Source organism: Rhizobium sp. LjRoot30, from assembly GCF_964253915.1.
Lineage (GTDB): Bacteria > Pseudomonadota > Alphaproteobacteria > Rhizobiales > Rhizobiaceae > Metarhizobium.
In genome coordinates, this window is record NZ_CAXUSG020000002.1 from 251,602 (window position 1) to 268,228 (window position 16,627).

The window sequence follows — 16,627 nt, forward strand, 5'->3', positions numbered from 1 at the left end:
CCGAGGGGAGAAGGTGATGCGGCAACGTTCTCCACCCAATCGTCCGGTTTCCCAGCCTCATCTCATGTCACCACTTCGGCTGCGGCTGCGCACCGCCGATAGCGGCCAGCCCGCGTAGGATCTTTTCCGGGGTGATCGGCAGCTCGTCGATACGCACGCCGACGGCATTGAACACGGCGTTTGCGACTGCCGGCAACACCGGATTGGCGCACATCTCCCCCGGACCCTTGCCGCCGAACGGACCATCCGGCGCCGGGCGCTCCAAAACAGAAATGTGGTGCGGTGCGATGTCACCCGGCCCCGGCATCAGGTATTCGTTGAAATCCACCGGACCGTGGATGCGGTCGGGATAGTAGGGCTCCGTCGTCTCCCACAAGGCGTGGCTCATGCCCATCCAGGCGCCGCCGATCAGCTGCTGTTCGACAAGGCGTGGATTGAGCGCGCGACCGACCTCATAGGCGCTGTTCATCTCGACGACGGTCACCTCGCCGGTTTCGTCATCGACGTCGATATCGACGACCATCGCCGCATGGGCAAAGCAGGTGACGGGCGTCATCTCGCCAGTATCGGGATCGACGTCGGAGAGCGGTACGAGGAAGATGCCGCGACCGGAAACCGTACGCCCTTGCTTGAACTGTGCGGCGCCGCAGGCTGCCGCCGTGGTGATCGATTTCGACGGCGCGCCCTTGACGTGGATGTTGCCCTTGCCGTCCGTCACCAGATCGTCCGGATTGACTTCCAGCTCCTGTGCGGCCGCTTCCATCATCACCGAACGTGCCTCCTTGGCGGCAGCGATGACGGCGTTGCCGACGCGGTGCGTGCCGCGCGAGGCGAACGAGCCCATGCAGTGCGGGCCAGTGTCGGAATCGGCGGTATCGACATAGACGTCCTCAACCGGAATGCCGAGTGTTTCCGCCGCGATCTGCCGTGTCACAGACTTCATGCCCTGGCCGAGATCGATGGAGGACAAGGCCACCATGAACTTGCCGTCCGGATTGGAATGGACCAATGCCTGGCTCGGGTCACCGCCGAGATTCATGCCGATCGGATAATTGATGGAGGCGAAGCCGCGTCCGCGGTGAAGGCTCATGTCAGCGTCTCCTGAGGCCTGAGATCGACGAGAAGCGGTTGACGGCCGGCCGCTGTTCAGCGGGCGCAGCCGGCTGCGGCGCTGCCGGCGGATGACCGGGAACCGGTTCAGATGTACCGGAGGCCGGTCGCCGCTCTGCTGCTGCCGGCGTATAGCTTGGTGCCGGGGTATAGGCGGGCACGCTGGGGAAAGCCGGCGTCGAGAGGAACGTCGGCGTCGAGGGCGTGTAGGGCTGCGGTTGATAGGCGAAACCGGACGAGCCGTTTCCGCCGCGCGCCAGCCCCTTCTGGTCAATCACCGTATGGGCCGGGATCAATGCCCGCTCGCCGCCGCCGCCCTTCAGCGACGACATTGCTTTGTATTCGTTGCCGATCTTCCACTTGGCCTTTTCGGCGACCACCTGGCAGCATTCGATCAGCGCCGTGTTCTTTGCCAGCCGTCGATGCGCCTTCATGTCGCCGTCGCGGTAGGAGTTGAGGATGCGCAACTCGATCGGGTTCATGCCGACCTTCGAGGCCACCTTGTCCATATGCGCCTCAATGGAAAAATCGACGCCGGTGATGCCAAAGCCACGCATGGCGGTTGCCGGCGTGCGGTTGGTGAAGACGCAATAGACGTCGGAAGAGACGTTCGGGATCGTGTAAGGCCCCGGCAGGTGACCGGTGCCCTTGATGATGGCGTAGCTCGACAACCGTGTATAGGCGCCGGAATCGAAGTAGCCGGTGAATTTTCGGGCGATGATGCGGCCGTCGTTCATCACGCCGTCGGTGATGTACCAGCGCTCGGCGCCGCGTGGCGCACCGACCTGCATCTCCTCCTCGCGGTCCCAGGCGTAGCGCACCGGCTTGCCCGTCAGCATGCAGCCGAGGATCGCCATCGGCTCGTGGATCGAATCCACCTTGCCGCCGAAACCGCCGCCCACGGTGCCGCCGATGAAATGCAGGCGGTTCGAGGAGACTTTCAACATCTTCGCGGCAGTGCCGAGCGAGAAGAACAGCGCCTGCGTCGAGGTGTAGACGACAAAGCGGTTGTTGGTCTCCGGCGCGGCGATGGCGCCGCAAGTTTCCGTTGGCGCCTGCTCGATCGGCGACATCTGGTAGCGGCCCTCGACGATGTGATCGGCCTGGCGCAGCGCTGCCTCGACATCGCCGAAGCGCAGCTTCTGATGGTCGTATTTCTCGTGGTAGAGGAAGGTGTTGGCGGGATAGGTGGGGTTGACCGAGGGCGCGCCGGGCTTGATCGCCTCCTCGACATCGAGCACATGCGGTAGCACTTCGTAATCGACGCGGATCTTGGCAATCGCATCGAAGCAGGCGCGCTCGGTTTCCGCCACGACGGCGACCACCGGCTCACCGACATAACAGACCTTCTTGTCGGCCAGCATCGGCTCGTCGTCGAGGCCGAAATCCATCAGGCTCAGGAGCGTGTTGAGATTGAGCGGCACGTCGCGGGCGCGGATCACCTTCTTAACCCCCGGCATGCGCTCGGCTTCCGACGTATCGACCGAGCGGATGCGGGCGTGGTGGTGCGGCGAGCGCAGGCACTTGAGGTGCAGCAGGCCATCGAACAGGTGGTCGTCGAAATAGGGCGAACGGCCGGTGACGTGGCCGAGCATATCCTGCCGCTGTGTCGGCTTGCCGATCTCGTTGAGATTGTCGTCGCGTTCGTCGGCGAAATATTCCTTGCGAAATTCGATCATGGCAGGCCTCACCCGTATCTGCGGCCACCGCTCTGGGCGGCAGCGAGCACGGCATTGATGATGGGTTCGTAACCGGTGCAGCGGCAGATATTGCCGGAGATCGCCTCAACCACCTCCTCGCGCGACGGCGACGGGTTGCGGTCGAGCAGCGCCTTGGCGGCCATCAGCATGCCCGGTGTGCAATAGCCGCACTGGGCGGCGAAATTGTCCATGAAGGCGTGCTGCAGGGCGTGCAACTGTGGACCGTGCGCCAGGCCGGCGGTTGTTTCGACCGACTGGCCCTCGATGGTTTCCGCAAGCGTGAGACAGGAAAGCCGCGGCTCACCGTTGACCAGCACCGTACAGGTGCCGCAGGTGCCCTGCCCGCAACCGTATTTCGGCGAGAGATCGCCGACGCCGCGGCGCAGCACGTCGAGCAGGTTGGCACCCTCTTCCGCGAAGATCGCCTGGCCACTGCCGTTCAGTTGGAATTGGATGGGTTTCTTGGCCATGGGCTGCTACCTCCTCTGCCCGAGCAGAAGGCGTTTGAGATGAACGGGGGCGATCTGGCGGCGATACCAGTCGGATGCGATCGGATCGCTCGGCGGATCGATGCCGTCGGTGGCGGCGGCAAGTGCCTGGGCGATGCCGGCTTCATCGAGGCTGCGTCCTTCCAGCGCCCGCTCGACGGCAAGCGCCCTGAGCGGCCGCGGCCCCATGGCGCCGTAGGCGATGCGGGCATGGGATATGCGCCCCGCCTGCATCGGCAGCACGGCGGCAATCGACATCACGGCGATGCCCTTCGGCTTGACGCGGCTGACCTTGACGTAGCGGAATGCATTGCTGTCGCGCAGCCGCGGGATCTGCACCGAGACGATGACCAAGCCGGCATTGCGCTCGCGGGCATTCAGGAAGTCGTCCAGCGCGACCGGCTGGCCGCCGGCCGGCACGACGCGGGCATCGAGCGCCAAGAGCGCTGCGGTGAAATCGCCGTAGGGCGAGGCGGCGAAAAGATTGCCGCCGACGGTGGCCATGTTGCGGATCGCCGGCCCGCCGACCGTGCGCGCCACCGGCGCCAGGAACGCCGTTTCGCGGTTGGCGATGATTTCCGACATGGTGATGCCGGCGCCGATCACCAGCAGGTCCCCTTGCTGGGCGATCTGTTTCAGCCGCGGATCGGTGGTGCGGATGATGGTATCGAACGACTGGTCGCCGTAATTCACCGCCCGCATGATCAGCGTGCCGCCACCGAGATAACGGGCGCTGCGGCTTGCCGCCAGCGCCCTTGCCGCCTCGTCGACCTGCGCGAAAGTCTTCACGCTCATTGGCATATGCTGTTCCCTCTCCTTAAGCCGTCGCAGCTGGCGTGAGCCCCATATGGGCACGCACCGCCTCGAAACCCGCCTGGTAGATCTGCTCCGACACCATGTCCTTAAGTCGCTGTTCTTCGCCCGCCGGCGTGTCGAAGCGCGATTCCCATTCCCAGAAAGTCAGGTCGCCATCCGTCACCGGCGTCAGGCGCACATGCGCCACGTAGTTCAGAAGCGGCACCGGCGTATCGAGCAGGCAGTAGGTGAAGGCCATATCGACATCCGACAGCGTCAAGAGCTGCTCGCGCAGCTCCGAGCCGTCGACCAGATGGAAGCGCCGCACGCAGCCGACCTTGTCGGAGCTGTGGCCGCGCTCGATATGGCTGTCGGCCACCGCCGGATGCCAGCGGTCGTGGCCGTTGAAGTCACGCAGGACTTCCCAGACCGCTTCGACCGGCGCTTCCATGATGGTGCTCTTGACGATCTTGACCATGAGGTCCCTCACCGTCCGCCGAAATGTCGTTTCAGCGCGTCGAACCCGCCCTGAAAGACGTTGGTGCCGATACCGTTGACAAGATCGGTCTCGACTTCCACGGCACAATCGAATTCCGCCGTCCATTCGATGAACGTCCGGTCACCGTCCGAGACCGGCGTCAGCCGCAGCGTCGCGATGTAGTTGGTCAGCGGCATCGGCCCTTCGAGGATGGTATAGGTGCAGAACATGTCGTAGTCCGAGAGGCCGAGCAGCTTCTCCCGCAGCCTGTCGCCGTTCTGCAGGTGGAAGTCGCGCACGCAGCCGATCTTGTCGGAAGGTTCGCCGTTCTCGATGCGGCTGTCGCGGATGCGCGGGTGCCAGCGCGGCAGGGCGTTGAAGTCGCGGACGCGCTCCCAGACCTTGGCCGCCGGTGCGTCGATGACGCTGGATACGAAGACACGGGCCACGGTTCACCTCACTTCTTGTCGTCGGATTTCGGGGCACCCTTCGGCGCGGCATCCTTGGCGACACGCTGCAGGTCGCTTGCCTCGCGGATGAGGCCGCCCATCTTGGTCAGGCTGCCGCCCTCGATGCCGATATCGTGGAGCAGGTTGTCGATCAGCGGTGCCTGCACGCGGTAGCGCAGCGCCGATTCAATCACCTCGTCGGTCGGATTGCGCGGCGCGCCCTCGCCGCTGCCGATCCCGGCACCGCCGAGCTGCATGATGCGGATATCGTTGATCTTCTCCATCGGCTTGACCGAGGCCGCGACGATGCCTTCGATGTGATCGAGCAGCTTGCGGCGGAAGAGCGAGTAGCGGGCTTCGTCGGTGAGCACGTTCTCGGCCTCGTTGAGCAGCTTCTGCGCCTCGGCCTCGACGGCACGACGGACCTTCTCTGCAGACGCAGCAATGGTCTTTTCCTGCGCCGCCTTCTCGGCCATGACGATATCGACGTTACGACGGCGCTTGGCTTCTTCGGTCTCGCGGGTGGTCTTCACCTGCTCCTCGGCTTCCGCCGCGCGGGCGCGGGCAAGGTCGGCTTCGGCGCGTGCGGCGGATTCCTCCAGCGACTTCTTGTAGAGAATGATTGCCTTCTCCATCAACGCGTTCTCGATTTCGCGCTCGCGATCCACCTCCAGCTTGCGGCGGTCGCGTTCCTGGGTGATGCGGGCTTCGTCGATGCCGCGTTCCGAGGCGATACGGGCGCGTTCCACCTCCTCGCGGGAAGCAATCTCGGCTTCGCGCAGCACCTGCGAGCGCGCGATTTCCAGCTGCTCGATAGCCCGCTTGCGTTCGACCCGGGCGGCTTCGAGAACACGGTCGCGCTCCACCTCCTTGGTTTCGACGTCGCGCTGCGCGGCAATCTCGGCCTGGCGGACCTTGGCATCGGCCTCGGCACGTTCCGCCTTCTTGGCGGCAAGCTCGATGACCCGGGCCTCATCGGCTTCCTCGATGACACGCTTGCGTTCGATGTCGCGGACTTCCCGTTCCTTGGAGGAGGCAATGCGCTCCTTCTCGACCGCGAGGTCGGCGGCAATGCGCTCGCGCTCCACCGTGTCGCGGCGCTTGATATCGGCCGTCTCGATGGTGATGTCGCGCTCGATCTGCAGACTGCGCGTGTCCTTTTCGGCAGCGATCCGGTCGGCATCGATATGCGCCTGCTGAGCGATGCGCTCTTTCTCGATGGCGAGGTCAGTGGCGATGCGTTCGCGCTCCACCGCGTCGCGGCGCTTGATGTCGGCCGTCTCGACCGCTTCGTCGCGCTCGATCTGCAGGTTCTTGGTTTCCTTCTCGGCGGCGATGCGCTCGGCGTCGATCTTGAGCTGCTGCTCGATCCGCTCCTTCTCGATGGCAAGGTCCGTGGCAATGCGCTCGCGCTCGACGGCGTCACGGCGCTTGATGTCGGCGGTTTCCACGGCTTCGTCGCGGGCGATCTGCAGGTTCTTGGTGGTCTTCTCGGCGGTGATACGCTCGGCATCGATACGCGCCTGCTGCTCGATGCGTGCCTTTTCGACCTCCTCGTTGGCGAGGATCTCGGCGCTGCTCAGCGCCTTGGTGCGGGCGATCTCGCGTTCGCGGACGTCCTGTTCGTAGGCGATGCGATCGCCGGCGATCTTGCGCTCCTGGGCGATGCGGGCACCCTCCGTCGCTTCCCGGGCGGCGATCTCGGCTTCGTCGACCAGCCGCTGGCGCTGGATCTCGCGCGATTGCGTCTCGCGATCCCTGTCGATACGCGCTTCGGTGACCTTGCGTTCCTGCTCGATGCGCGCGCGCTCGACATTTTCGCGGGCGGAAATCTCGGCCTGCTGGATCATGCTCTGGCGTTCGATCTCGCGGGCCTGGGTTTCGCGCTCGTTGGCGATGCGGGCTTCGGCAACGGCGCGTTCCTGCAGGATGCGGGCCTTTTCGATCTCCTCGCGGGTCTCGATCTCGGCCGTCTCGATGGTCCGCTGCCGCTCCAGCTCGCGCTGCCGGATCTGCCGTTCTGCGGAAATGCGGGCCTCGGCGATGGCATGCTCGTTGGCGATGCGGTTCTTCTCGATCGCCTCGCGGGCGAGGATCATGGCGCTTTCGGCTTCGGTGTCGCGCTCGGCGCGTTCGCGGGCCAGCTGGGCGCGCTGCTGGGCACGGCGGAACTCGACGTCGCGTTCCTGCTCCAGCCGGGCCTCTTCGCTGGCGCGCTCGATTTCCAACGCCTGCTTTTCGGCTTCGAGGTTCCGGGTGCGGATCTTGATGATCGAATCCTGCTCGATATCGTTGCGCAGCTTGCGGCGGCTTTCGATATCCTGGATGAGCAGCGTCAGACCTTCGGCGTCGAAGCGGTTCGAAGGGTTGAAATATTGCAGCTCGGTCTGGTCGATGTCCTTGATCGCCACCGATTCCAGCTCGAGGCCGTTCTTCGACAGTCCCTCCTGGGCGAGGTCGCGGACGCGGTTGACGTATTCGGCGCGCTGCTCGTGCATTTCCTCCATGCTCATCTCGGCCGAGATGGCACGGAGCGCGGATTCGAACTTGCCGGACAGCAGGGCATGAAGGTTCTGTGCTTCCAGCGTCCGCCGGCCGAGGGTGGAGGCGGCAATCGACACCGCCTCGCGGGTCGGCCGGACGCGGACGTAGAATTCCGCCTCGACATCGACGCGCATGCGGTCCTTGCTGATCAGCGCCGTCTCACGGTTGCGGACGATCTCCAGCGGCAGGGTGTTCATGTTGACCGGCGTGATGTCGTGGATGATCGGCCAGACGAAGGCGCCGCCATCGATCACCACCTTTTCGCCGAGGAAACCGGTGCGGACGAAGGCGATTTCCTTGGTCGAGCGCCGGTAGAGCCAGTTCATCACCCAATAGATGATAGCGATGACGATGACCGCCAGAATAAGCCAAAGAATGAGCTGGCCGATCAGCTGTCCAGTCATGGTTTCTCTCCCCTTATGCGCGTCGTGACGGTTTTGGCGATCATGGCGCTCACCGTCCCTTGATCTGTTTGAACCGGGCGGTCTGCTCGGTCAGCGCGGTCTCGGCCGGCAGCCGCTCCATCGAGGAGGCGCCGTAAAAGCCGTGGCAATTTTTCGTGTTCTTCAGGATGAACTCGGCATCGTCAGGCATGGCGACCGGGCCGCCATGGGCGAGGATGATCACATCCTTGTTGACCTTCAGCGCCGCTTCAGACCACTCGTCGACCAGTGCCGGGCAATCCTCGAGTTTCAAGGCCGTCTCCGCACCGATCGAACCGCCGGTCGTCAGCCCGAAATGACAGACGATGATATCGGCGCCGGCCTTCGCCATCGCTTCCGCCTCGCCGGCATTGAAGACGTAGGGCGTGGTCAGCAGGTCGCGGTCATGCGCCTTGGCGATCATGTCCACTTCCAGCCCGTAGGACATGCCGGTCTCTTCCAGATTGGCGCGGAAGGTGCCGTCGATCAGGCCAACGGTTGGAAAGTTCTGCACGCCGGAAAAGCCGATACGCTTCAACTCGTCGAGGAACACATCCATCTGCCGGAACGGATCGGTGCCGTTGACGCCGGCGAGAACAGGCGTGTGCTTGACCACCGGCAGCACCTCGCGCGCCATGTCGACAACGATCTGGTTGGCGTCGCCGTATGCCAGCAGGCCGGCGAGCGAGCCGCGCCCGGCCATGCGGTACCGCCCGGAATTGTAGATGACGATGAGGTCGATGCCGCCGGCCTCCTCGCATTTCGCCGAAAGCCCGGTGCCGGCGCCGCCGCCGACGATCGGCTGGCCGCGCGCCACCATGCCGCGGAATTTTTCGAGGATCTTCGATCGTTCGATCGCCATGATTTATCTCCTTGCCCGTCCCGGCCGCTGCCGCCCGCCGCCGTGCAGGGCGCGGAAGGTGCGGACGATTTCGTCCGAAAAAGCCGGGTCGTTGATGTGATGCGGTACGCGGATGAGTTGCCGGTTGGATGTCGTTCGCACCGTCTCTTCCAGTGCACGGAACAGGGCACGATCAGCTTCCGGATCGTGGAATGGCTGACCGGGGCGGTCGAGCGCCGAGACGCCGCCCTCGGGCAGAAAGAAGCGCACCGGCCCCTCCATCTCGTTCAGCCGACCGCCGATCCAGCGGCCCATCTCGGTGTTTTCCGCCCGCGTCGTGCGCATCAGCGTCACCTGCGGATTGTGCTTGTAGAACAGGCGGTTCCTGAATTTTTCCGGCACGGTTTCCGGCGCGCCGAAATTCACCATGTCGAGTGCGCCGACCGAGCCGATATAGGGCATCTGCCTGCGGATCACGGCGCCGAAGCGGTCTTCCGTCGCCGGGAAGATGCCGCCGACCAGCATGTCGCAGATCTCGGTGGTGGTGATGTCGATGACTGCGGATATCTGGCCGCCGTCGATCAGCTTTTCCATCGACTGGCCGCCGATGCCGGTAGCGTGGAAGACGAGGCATTCGTAATCCTCGCCGAGCGCGGCGGTGATCTGCTGGACGCAGGGCGTGGTGACGCCGAACATGGTGAGGCCGACCGTGCGCGGTGCTTCGGCAGCAGTGGTCCGGCGGGTCTCCGTCCGGCTTGCCTGCTGCGCCTTGACGATGCCGACCAGCGCGTTGGCGCCGTTCGCCAGGATGTCGCGGGTGATTGAGTTCAGCCCCTGCACGTCGGCGACCGAATGCAGCATGAAGATATCCGAGGCGCCGACATATTTGCGCACGTCGCCGGAAGCGACCGTGGAGATCATCACCTTTGGAATGCCGACCTTCAGCGCCCGCATCGCCGGCGCAACGATGGCCGTACCGCCCGAACCGGCGGCGCTGATGATGCCGAGCACGGCGCCGCGCCGCTGCATCCAGCGCTCGAAGGCAAGCGTCATGCCGGCGACCGAGGTGCCGCGATCCGACGTGAAAACGCCGCTGGCTCCGCGCGGATGGAAGGCGGCGATCTGGTGGGCCGGGATATCGGCGCCGGAATGTTTGCCCGAGGTCGAGAGGTCGACCAGGCGCACCGGCAGGCCGGCAGCCTTGATGATGTCCCTGATGTAACGCAGTTCCTCGCCCTTGGTGTCGAGCGTGCCGGCCACCAGCACGGCCATATCGCCGCCGGCGTTGAGCTGGCGCAGCTCCGCCGAACCGATGTCCGTCGAGCCGGAGCCGACCTGCGTCATCGGCCGGGCCGACTGTTCCAGCACACGCACCGGAACCGGCTGCGACCATCGGGTCGGCTGCTTCGGGTTCGAGACGTAGATCTTGGTGACGGTCGATGCGGCACGCGGTTCGGCGGCGCCCCGGTCCGTGCCTTCGGCCGGTGCCGTTTCCGGCTCGTGCGCCTCCTCGCCATGGCGGCCGACGCCGAGCAGGCGCTGCTGCAATTCGCGGTCGCCCGCCAGTTGGACGGCATCGGTGACGCGGTTGATGCGGCCGTTGACCATGATCGCGACCTTGTCCGCGACTGTGGTGGCGACGCCGATGTTCTGCTCGATGACGAGGACGTCGATATCGCCCTCCTCGCCGAGCCGCACCAGCATCTCGGCGACCTGGTTGACGATGACCGGCGCAAGGCCCTCGGTCGGCTCGTCCATCACAAGCAGTTTCGGGTTGAGCAGCAGGGCACGGGAAATCGCCAGCATCTGCTGCTCGCCGCCGGAAAGCTGGCCGCCGCCGTTTTGCTTGCGCTCGGCAAGCCGCGGGAAGGTGGCGTAGATGCGGTCCACCGACCAGGCGCCCTTGTTGGCGCCGGCCACCAGCCGCAGGTGTTCGTCCACCGTCAGCGACCGCCAAAGCCGACGGCCCTGCGGCACGTAGCCGATGCCGAGGCGGGCGATATCGGCCGGCGCCTTGCCGCGCAGCTCCTGCCCGGCGAAGCGGATCGAGCCGCTGGAGGACGGCACGAGGCCCATGATCGCCTTGCAGAGCGTCGTCTTGCCCATGCCGTTGCGGCCGACGACAGAGAGCACGCCGCCTTGCAGCGTCAGGTCGACGCCCTGCAGCGCGTGCGAGGAGCCGTAATAGACGTTCAGTCCGCGGACTTCGAGGATGGGGGCAGACGATCTCGGGCGCTCAGCCATGGCCGCCTCCGAGATAAAGTTCCTGCACCTCAGGATCGCTTTCGATCTCGCTCGGCCGGCCTTCCTTGAAGATACGGCCGTTGTGCATCATCGTCACGCTTTCCGAGACGCGCAACGCCACGTCCATGTCGTGCTCGATGATGATGTAGCCGATATGCGCCGGCAGGTTGGTCAGGATTTCGATCAGTTCGCGCCGCTCGGTCGGCGAGAGGCCGGCGGCCGGCTCGTCGAAGAGGATAAAGCGCGGGGCGCCGGCGAGCGCCAGGGCGATTTCCAGCTGGCGCTGCTGGCCGTAGGACAGTTCGGCAACCTTGGTGTCGCGCACGTCGATCAGGTGCACGGCGGTGGCAAGCTGTTCGGCGGAGTGCATCAGCGCTTCGTTGCGCCGCGGCCGGATCAGCGAGAAGCGGCCGCGCGACACGCCGCGACAGGCGAGGTAGATGTTGTCGAGGACGCTCAGGCCGGTGAACAAGAGCGAGATCTGGTAGGTGCGGCGCAGGCCGCGGCGGATACGCTCATAGGCCGGGAATTCGGTGACATCCTCGCCGAACAGGCGGATGGTGCCGGAGGTCGGCAGGAAATCGCCGGTGATGCAGTTGAACAGCGTCGTCTTGCCGGCGCCGTTGGAGCCGAGCACGGCGCGGCGTTCGCCGGGGCGCACGGTCAGCGATACGTCGGTCAGGGCGGCCAGCGCCCCGAACATGCGGGTGACGCCGCGCAGTTCGAGCGCATTGGCTGTGCCGGCGGCAGACAGTCTTTGTGCAACGCTGACGGCCATCAGAGCCTCCTGTCCCGCTCTGACGTCAACGACGAAGCCGCGCGCATGCGGTCGCGGAAGCGTGGCCACAGCCCCAGGATGCCGTCCGGCGACCAGAAGACGATGGCAAGGAAGGCAAGGCCGACGAGCAGCTGGAACCGCTCGCCCGGAATACCGACCAGCACGAGGATATCGAGTGCGAAGGTGCGAAGCACGACGAAGATCAGTGCGCCGATGAACGGCCCGATCGGGTGGCGCATGCCGCCGATGACGGCGATGACCAGGATATCGATGGCCGGGCCGACGGCCACCGTGCCGGGTGAGATCTGGGCGTTGAGCCACACCAGCAGCACGCCGGCGACAGCGGCGATGAAGCTGGCGAAAGCATAAGCCGCGATGCGGTGCGCCGTGACGTTGAAGCCGAGGGCGGCCATGCGGCGCGGATTGTCGCGCACGCCCTGGAGCGCCAGGCCGAACGGCGAGCGGGCGACGTAGATCACCACGAAATAGGCAAGCGTCGCGAAAAACAGCGTCAGGTAATAGATCGGCACCGGCTGTCGCCAGTCGACGCCGAAGAGCTGCGGCGGCAGCACCTGGTTAAAACCGTTGAAGCCGTTGAAAACGCCGTAGTTCTGGCGAACGAAATAGAAGAAGGCGGTGGCAATCGCCAGCGTTATCATGATCGTGTAGATGCCGGCCGTCCGCACCGCCAGCGCCCCGGTGATCGTGCCGAACAGCGTGGCGATGGCGAGCGCCATGGGCACGGAAAGCCACCAGGGCCAGCCGAGGCTGATCTGCACCACGCCGCTATGGCCGAAGACCGCGACCATGTAGGCCGCAAGGCCGGCGACTGACATCTGCACCAGGCTGACCATGCCGCCGTAACCGCCCAGAAACATAAGGCTCAGCGCCACCATGCCGAGGATGAAAGCCCATCCAAAAATCTGGAACAGCACGAAATTGCTGGCGACGACAGGCATCAGTAACAGGATGAAACCGAGAACCCAATAGACCCAGGGAATGTTTGCCGGCCCAAGCAGTTCGGTACGCTTGTGTGGCTTGCCGGCGGGGTCGACGCGACTGGTGAACTGGTCCGTGGTGGCCATCAGCGGGTCCTCCCGAACAGGCCCTGCGGCCGGAAGGCGAGCACGACCACCATGATCAGGAAGGTCAGCACCACGGCATAGGTGGGGAAATAGACGGAGCCGAATTGCTCGGCGAGGCCGATGATCAGCGCGCCGACCGCCGCGCCCGGAATGGACCCCATGCCGCCGACGATGACCACCACCAGCGACGCCAGCAGGAAACGCGTATCCTCGCCCGGTGCCATCGACTGGAACGTGCCGCCGACCACGCCGGCGATACCCGCAAGCCCTGCGCCGAAGGCAAAGACCAGCACGAAGACGCGCTGGATGCGCACACCCGTCGCCGACAGCATGTCGCGGTCGTCAACGCCGGCGCGGATCAGCATGCCGACACGCGTCCGGTTCAGCGCCAGCCACATCAGTACACCGACGACGACAGCGCCGAGGAAAATAACCAGCCGAACGATGGGATAGGTAAGGTAGACGGCTTCGCCGTTGCTTTTCAGCGCGGTGACAAGCGGCAATTTTACCGGGCCGGAGAGCCATTCGGGCGCCAGGATCTGGTAGAAATTGCCGCCCCAGATCCACAGCATGAGGTCTGCGAGCACAATGGAAATGCCGATCGTCACCAGCGTCTGGCGCAGGTCCTCGCCTTCCATGCGGCGGAAGACCACCAGCTGCAGCACAATGCCGAACAGGCCGACGACGATGAAGGCGACGACGAAGCTGAGCAGCCACCAGCCGGTGGTCACCGCCACGCCGTAGCCGATGTAACCGCCGAGCATGTAGAGGGAGCCGTGGGCCAGATTGACGTTCTTCATCAGGCCGAAGATCAGCGTGAAGCCAGATGCCACGAGAAAATAGAGCGCACCCAGCGTGATGCCGTTGAAGAAGGCGTTGAGGAACACCTTCTTCTTGCCGAAGACATCCTCGAAACCCGGCGGCCAGGCGGCAAAGATCGCCCAGACAAAAAATGCCAGCACGATGAAGATGATCAGCGACCAGATTGGCTGCCGGTTGATGAACGACCTCATGGCGCGATCCCCGGCCTTCCGGCCGACAAAGGGGCGCAGACGGATGCGCGCAGTTGGCCCATCGCAAAGGTCAAGTTGCATCCTCCCAGTGCAGGTCGACTTTGTTGTTAACCGGGAGATTAAGACTGTGGCCGGAAAATACCGTACCTTTCAGTCTCATCCTTTCCCATCCAATCGGCAAAAGCGCAGCGGATGTTTTCTGCAAGGCCAAGTGTCTGCAAACGCACATCTTCTCGGCCTGAACCGACAAGATTTCGTTCCATGGCGCAGGCGGGCGCGTCCAGCGTCAGCCGACGTAGGCGACGCGTCGATAGTCCGTCGGAGGAATGCCGACATTGGCCGTGAAGAAACGGGTAAAGCTGGCCTGCGATGCGAAGCCGAGATCGAGGCCGATGGTGGTGATCGGCGTCTTCGTGCGCGTCAGCTTGTCGATGGCGTTTTCCATGCGCAGCGTGTTCAGGTAGACATTCGGCGTCAGCCCGGCATGTTCACGGAAAAGCTTGTAGAAATGCGGCCGCGACAGGCCGGAATCGCGGGCGATCGTATCCAGCGCCAGTTCGTCGCCGATGCGCTCGTTCATCAGCCGGATCGAGTTGCGCACGCGGTAGTCGCGCACGCCGCTCCATTGTTGATTGAAAGGCGTGCTTTCGTCACCGAATGGCGAGGCATCCGGCGACCATTGCCATGTCTGGTCGTAACATTCGCGCGTCAACTCGTAGAGATAGCCGTCGAAAAGGTTGGACTGCTCGTCCTCCAGCAACAGCGTCGATACCAGTTGTACGAGGCGGTGGATCTGCGGCGTGACGATGATCCTGTCGCGGCCGAAGCGAAGCGCGCTCTGGGCGCTGCGGCCAACCTCCAGGAACCAGATCGGCTTAATGTAGAGGACGAGAAAGAGCGTGCCGATTTCCATATCGCCCGGCGTGAAACTGTGCGCCTGCCACGGGTTCACGGCGCTGGCCGTGCCCCCGTCGATACGACAGTCCATTCCGGAGGCGGTAATGACGCTGGGCGCGCCCTGAACGAAAAAAGCCAGATGCCCTTCGCGGTGGGCATGGGTCACCATCGGGCGGTTGAGCTTGTAAAGCGTCGCACGCCCGAACAGCCCGTGATATACGGCCAAGGCTGTACTCATTCCTCCCTCCCGCTTTTGCGGTTATTATTGTTTGAATTAAGCATTGAAACAGGTGGCGCCCGCAAGGTGCGGCGTTTCAAAAAAGATACTGAAAGATATGGATCCGGCGGTTTTAAAGCTGCTGCATCGAAAAAAGTAAATGTGAGAAGTATACTCGACTTCGTATTTTCTGCGCTGCACAACAATCTGCAATCTCGCTTTTTGCATTTGCGAACATTTAAAGTGCCGCACTCATAAGCTGCAGATAATCGGTCGCCATGGCCCGGCGTGGATTGGTGCCGTTGGTATGGTCTTTTTCCGCTTGCGGTGCGGCTCTCTCGATGGCTGCGCGATCCACCCCCATGGCGGCGAGGGTTTTGGGCAAGCCGATGCGGCAACTCAGCCGCGACAGCGCCTCCGAGAGATCGTCGCTCCGCGGAAGATCGATGGCGTCCTTGAGTGCCGTGTATCGATGCGAAACGGCGGGCGCATTGAACTCCAGCATGTGCGGCAGCAGAACTGCGTTCAGCGTGCCGTGATGCAGTTGGTAGCCGGCGAGGCCGCCAAGCGCATGGCTCATGGCATGCACGCCGCCAAGTCCCTTCTGGAAGGCAAGAGCACCGTTCATCGCTGCCGCCATCATTTCGCGGCGGGCCTGCAGGTCCGATCCCTTCTGGACAGCGCGTTCAATGTTCGCGGCCGCACGGCGAAGGCCGTCGAGGGCGATGCCGTCTGCGGGCGGATTGTAGGCGGTGGCGATATAGGTTTCGACGCAGTGCGTCAGCGCATCCATGCCGGTGCCGGCGGTCAGGAGCGGCGGCAGGGTCAGGGTCAGGGTCGGATCGCAGATCGCCACCTTGGGAATGAGATAGGGGCTAAGCAGCCCGAGCTTGCGGCCGTCGTCGAGGATGATCAGCGCGCCGCGCCCGACTTCCGAGCCGGTTCCAGCCGTCGTCGGGATGGCGATGATGGGAGGCAGGACGTCGCGGATGCGCGCTGTACCGCCTTCGACCGCCGCATAACTTTGCAGCGCGCCGTCGTGGGTGACGAGAATGCCGACCGCCTTGGCGAGATCGATCGACGAACCGCCACCAAAACCGATCAGGCAATCGCAATCGTTGCCCATGAAAATCTCCGCTGCCTGACGACAGGCCGCTTCCGTCGGGTTCGACGGCGTTTCCGAAAAGACCACCGGTTCGGTGCGGCTGTCGAAGGCATCCAGCAGGCGGTCAAGCAGGCCGGCGCGCAGTACACCGCGATCGGTGACGACGAGTGGCCGGCGGATACCGAGTGCTGCGGTTTCCGCCAGCACCGCTTCTTCCAGCACGTCGTCGGCGAAATGGATCCTGGTGAGATAGTTGATCAGCGACATGGTCCCAACCGTCAGCGAAGGTGCCCGCGCCCGGTCGGTCGCGGCAAGCCACGGCGCCCTCATGGCGTACTGGCTTGCCAGCCGGCAGCCCGACCCGATGCGGGGACAGGCGCTGCCCGTCCCCGCTTGCAGACAAGGCGTCGCGGGGGATGGAAACTGGAGCCGGGGCGAAAGGCCCCGGCCCGGCGCTTCAG

Annotated in this window: 14 protein-coding genes; all 14 read right to left on the bottom strand. The window is 64.3% G+C overall.

Translation table 11 applies throughout. The features are described 5' to 3' along the window. Positions 1 to 67 precede the first annotated feature (67 nt). The gene (locus ACSQ3I_RS05175) at positions 68 to 1,090 is read right to left on the bottom strand and encodes a xanthine dehydrogenase family protein molybdopterin-binding subunit (protein ID WP_435996691.1); all 1,023 of its coding nucleotides are present in this window, start codon (positions 1,088 to 1,090) and stop codon (positions 68 to 70) included. A gap of 1 nt (position 1,091) precedes the next feature. After that, a complete protein-coding gene (locus tag ACSQ3I_RS05180) occupies positions 1,092 to 2,789 on the bottom strand; it encodes a xanthine dehydrogenase family protein molybdopterin-binding subunit (protein ID WP_435996693.1) in 1,698 nt (565 codons plus the stop codon). A gap of 8 nt (positions 2,790 to 2,797) precedes the next feature. Then, a complete protein-coding gene (locus ACSQ3I_RS05185; protein ID WP_435996695.1) occupies positions 2,798 to 3,280 on the bottom strand; it encodes a (2Fe-2S)-binding protein in 483 nt (160 codons plus the stop codon). Between the two features lie 6 nt (positions 3,281 to 3,286). Further along, the gene (locus ACSQ3I_RS05190) at positions 3,287 to 4,099 is read right to left on the bottom strand and encodes an FAD binding domain-containing protein (RefSeq protein WP_435996697.1); all 813 of its coding nucleotides are present in this window, start codon (positions 4,097 to 4,099) and stop codon (positions 3,287 to 3,289) included. 16 nt (positions 4,100 to 4,115) lie between these two features. Further along, positions 4,116 to 4,571 carry an SRPBCC family protein gene (locus tag ACSQ3I_RS05195; RefSeq protein WP_435996699.1) on the bottom strand — a complete coding sequence of 152 codons (456 nt, stop codon included), beginning with the start codon at positions 4,569 to 4,571 and terminating at the stop codon, positions 4,116 to 4,118. Positions 4,572 to 4,579: 8 nt separating this feature from the next. After that, positions 4,580 to 5,020, bottom strand: a complete 441-nt coding sequence (locus ACSQ3I_RS05200; protein ID WP_435996701.1) for an SRPBCC family protein — start codon at positions 5,018 to 5,020, stop codon at positions 4,580 to 4,582. A gap of 8 nt (positions 5,021 to 5,028) precedes the next feature. After that, positions 5,029 to 7,968, bottom strand: coding sequence for a flotillin domain-containing protein (locus tag ACSQ3I_RS05205; RefSeq protein ID WP_435996703.1), 2,940 nt, complete (start codon positions 7,966 to 7,968; stop codon positions 5,029 to 5,031). Between the two features lie 49 nt (positions 7,969 to 8,017). After that, complete coding sequence (locus tag ACSQ3I_RS05210; protein WP_435996705.1) at positions 8,018 to 8,848, bottom strand: phosphoenolpyruvate hydrolase family protein; 831 nt, start codon at positions 8,846 to 8,848, stop codon at positions 8,018 to 8,020. Between the two features lie 3 nt (positions 8,849 to 8,851). Further along, positions 8,852 to 11,071 (bottom strand): ABC transporter permease, encoded by a 2,220-nt coding sequence (locus ACSQ3I_RS05215; protein ID WP_435996707.1) that lies wholly within the window; start codon positions 11,069 to 11,071, stop codon positions 8,852 to 8,854. Continuing rightward, complete coding sequence (locus ACSQ3I_RS05220) at positions 11,064 to 11,849, bottom strand: ABC transporter ATP-binding protein (RefSeq protein WP_435996709.1); 786 nt, start codon at positions 11,847 to 11,849, stop codon at positions 11,064 to 11,066. Before ACSQ3I_RS05220 ends, ACSQ3I_RS05215 begins: the two co-directional genes overlap by 8 nt. After that, positions 11,849 to 12,934, bottom strand: a complete 1,086-nt coding sequence (locus ACSQ3I_RS05225; protein WP_435996711.1) for a branched-chain amino acid ABC transporter permease — start codon at positions 12,932 to 12,934, stop codon at positions 11,849 to 11,851. Before ACSQ3I_RS05225 ends, ACSQ3I_RS05220 begins: the two co-directional genes overlap by 1 nt. Next, entirely contained in the window at positions 12,934 to 13,947 is a 1,014-nt protein-coding gene (locus tag ACSQ3I_RS05230) for a branched-chain amino acid ABC transporter permease (RefSeq protein ID WP_435996713.1), read from the bottom strand. Before ACSQ3I_RS05230 ends, ACSQ3I_RS05225 begins: the two co-directional genes overlap by 1 nt. 286 nt (positions 13,948 to 14,233) lie before the next feature. Next, positions 14,234 to 15,082 (bottom strand): helix-turn-helix domain-containing protein, encoded by an 849-nt coding sequence (locus ACSQ3I_RS05235; RefSeq protein WP_435996714.1) that lies wholly within the window; start codon positions 15,080 to 15,082, stop codon positions 14,234 to 14,236. A gap of 217 nt (positions 15,083 to 15,299) precedes the next feature. After that, complete coding sequence (locus ACSQ3I_RS05240; RefSeq protein ID WP_435996716.1) at positions 15,300 to 16,496, bottom strand: iron-containing alcohol dehydrogenase; 1,197 nt, start codon at positions 16,494 to 16,496, stop codon at positions 15,300 to 15,302. Between the last annotated feature and the right edge of the window lie 131 nt (positions 16,497 to 16,627).

What these genes read in the sequence shown, in the direction of transcription:
- ACSQ3I_RS05220 (WP_435996709.1), bottom strand. Translation starts at nt 11,849, where the DNA reads ATGGCCGTCAGCGTTGCACAAAGACTGTCTGCCGCCGGCACAGCCAAT.
- ACSQ3I_RS05175 (WP_435996691.1), bottom strand. Translation starts at nt 1,090, where the DNA reads ATGAGCCTTCACCGCGGACGCGGCTTCGCCTCCATCAATTATCCGATC.
- ACSQ3I_RS05195 (WP_435996699.1), bottom strand. Translation starts at nt 4,571, where the DNA reads ATGGTCAAGATCGTCAAGAGCACCATCATGGAAGCGCCGGTCGAAGCG.
- ACSQ3I_RS05230 (WP_435996713.1), bottom strand. Translation starts at nt 13,947, where the DNA reads ATGAGGTCGTTCATCAACCGGCAGCCAATCTGGTCGCTGATCATCTTC.
- ACSQ3I_RS05190 (WP_435996697.1), bottom strand. Translation starts at nt 4,099, where the DNA reads ATGCCAATGAGCGTGAAGACTTTCGCGCAGGTCGACGAGGCGGCAAGG.
- ACSQ3I_RS05240 (WP_435996716.1), bottom strand. Translation starts at nt 16,496, where the DNA reads ATGAGGGCGCCGTGGCTTGCCGCGACCGACCGGGCGCGGGCACCTTCG.
- ACSQ3I_RS05215 (WP_435996707.1), bottom strand. Translation starts at nt 11,071, where the DNA reads ATGGCTGAGCGCCCGAGATCGTCTGCCCCCATCCTCGAAGTCCGCGGA.
- ACSQ3I_RS05225 (WP_435996711.1), bottom strand. Translation starts at nt 12,934, where the DNA reads ATGGCCACCACGGACCAGTTCACCAGTCGCGTCGACCCCGCCGGCAAG.
- ACSQ3I_RS05185 (WP_435996695.1), bottom strand. Translation starts at nt 3,280, where the DNA reads ATGGCCAAGAAACCCATCCAATTCCAACTGAACGGCAGTGGCCAGGCG.
- ACSQ3I_RS05235 (WP_435996714.1), bottom strand. Translation starts at nt 15,082, where the DNA reads ATGAGTACAGCCTTGGCCGTATATCACGGGCTGTTCGGGCGTGCGACG.
- ACSQ3I_RS05180 (WP_435996693.1), bottom strand. Translation starts at nt 2,789, where the DNA reads ATGATCGAATTTCGCAAGGAATATTTCGCCGACGAACGCGACGACAAT.
- ACSQ3I_RS05210 (WP_435996705.1), bottom strand. Translation starts at nt 8,848, where the DNA reads ATGGCGATCGAACGATCGAAGATCCTCGAAAAATTCCGCGGCATGGTG.
- ACSQ3I_RS05205 (WP_435996703.1), bottom strand. Translation starts at nt 7,968, where the DNA reads ATGACTGGACAGCTGATCGGCCAGCTCATTCTTTGGCTTATTCTGGCG.